Source organism: Pyrobaculum sp. (assembly GCF_049971835.1).
Taxonomy (GTDB): domain Archaea; phylum Thermoproteota; class Thermoprotei; order Thermoproteales; family Thermoproteaceae; genus Pyrobaculum.
Genome location: NZ_JBMFKV010000341.1, coordinates 1 through 1,542 on the forward strand (window position 1 = coordinate 1; position 1,542 = coordinate 1,542).

General features: G+C 57.4%; 2 protein-coding genes and 1 pseudogene. 1 reads left to right on the forward strand and 2 read right to left on the reverse strand.

Features of this window, described 5'->3' with window-relative positions:
* Both ACP5J3_RS14455 and ACP5J3_RS14460 read right to left on the reverse strand, forming a co-directional pair.
* Positions 1-235, reverse strand: a pseudogene (locus ACP5J3_RS14455) (transposase); the annotation flags it as partial.
* 19 nt (positions 236-254) lie between these two features.
* Complete coding sequence (locus ACP5J3_RS14460) at positions 255-569, reverse strand: hypothetical protein (RefSeq protein ID WP_428496321.1); 315 nt, start codon at positions 567-569, stop codon at positions 255-257.
* Between the two features lie 684 nt (positions 570-1,253).
* Here ACP5J3_RS14460 and ACP5J3_RS14465 point away from each other — a divergent pair.
* On the forward strand, positions 1,254-1,460 hold the full coding sequence (locus tag ACP5J3_RS14465; protein WP_263245624.1) for a hypothetical protein: 207 nt from the start codon (positions 1,254-1,256) through the stop codon (positions 1,458-1,460).
* Positions 1,461-1,542 lie beyond the last annotated feature (82 nt).

Genomic DNA, 1,542 nt, shown 5'->3' on the forward strand with positions numbered 1-1,542 from the left:
GCACCCTCCACACGTTGCTCTTCAACCCGTTCGTGGGTAGAAGCCTTAAGACGTACTTCAGCTTCTCTGCAAAACGTTTGTATGGATTCTCCTCTGGCATCGGCGTTTTGAATCCGCTCTTGTACCACTCCGTTGCCCACTCCTGGAACTTCTGTTGAACCTCTAGGAATTTTGCCAACTGCTCAGGCGGGATTTCCTCAACCCTCCTCTTTATTACCAATGTTCGGTAGCCCATACCAACCGTTATCCACCTCCTAACGTAGAATTAAACCCCTCTCCGCCGCGCCAGGTTGAGGCTTGTCCGCATGCATCACGGTTGCGCCATTTTCTGAATTACCGCTGGCAGGCGCTGACGTTGCGTAGGCTGAGACGCCAGCGAGAGGCACGCCCACCAGCTTTGCGAATCCCACCGCGGCTACGGGCTTCTCCACCGGCTCCTTCACACGCCTCGACCTGGGGAAAAATGGCGGTCTCCTTTTGTTGAGGGGCGGTTTGTACACTGCATATAGCCGCACCTCCCACATCTCGGCGAGGTGCCTCTTTCGGGTGTAGGCCAGGATAACGAACACACCCGCCATCATACCGTGTCTGGCGGCTGAGGAGTGCCCCCCTTATGTGCATGTATATGTGGTCGTAGCGGCGATTCCGCATCCCCCTCTCCACGTACGCCACACATCCACCGGCCACGGCTAGGGAGGCGTAGTGGATTACAGCCACATCTACAACACGGCTTTAAAGCCATCTACGGCGTCCAACTCCACTCTCTATATTCTACCTGACTAGTCGTCGGATGTACTTCCTGAATCAGGTAGATTGTCCGACGTGAAGTCAGGAAGTGCGTATGTGGGAGAGTTGAACTGAGTAATTCAGCTCATGGAGCATCTCGGCGCCTCCCACGTTGTGGGTACCTCGTTGCGCTGGGCGACGTTGCGTCTGTAGACGCTGTTTTTTCGGTGAGTTTCGGCACCGCATTTTTCCATACCCCGCCAATGGCATCACGGAAGTGCCGCCAGACAGCGGGCGCCCCCCCGGCGCCTAGCTGTATCATGGAGGCGGCGAGCCGTGGCTTGGGCTGGGCAACGGTCCGGCTCTTCTCCATACCCTGGATGGCATATACATGGACCGGCGGGAGGTAGTGTGTAGGGGCTGACCGGAGTGGTTCCCCAGGGATCTCGCTGTTGAGTGTGTGAGGCTGGCCGGGAACCATGGCGCTAGAGGCGTAAGGCACGCCTTCGACGGCTGGCGACACTCATGTGCGCCATACATCGAGCTCTAGCCCCTTTTCCAAAACTATTCACGCGCCTTTCTACTCATGGGCAGGGAGGTGTGCAGAAAACCGCTTCGCAAAGCTTCTGGAGGTGGCGAAGGTGGCCGTGCAGTACGGCGCCTCGTTACATGTATACGGAGACAGTTTCGTAGTTGAAGACAGAGTGGGGCCTAAAGCAACGGCAACTCTTTAAATTCACTTTTTCCTCTCTTCGTGACGAGCCGGGACTACGCCGGACGAGGGCGGCGGACGCCGCGCTGTGAATCCGGCGGGGC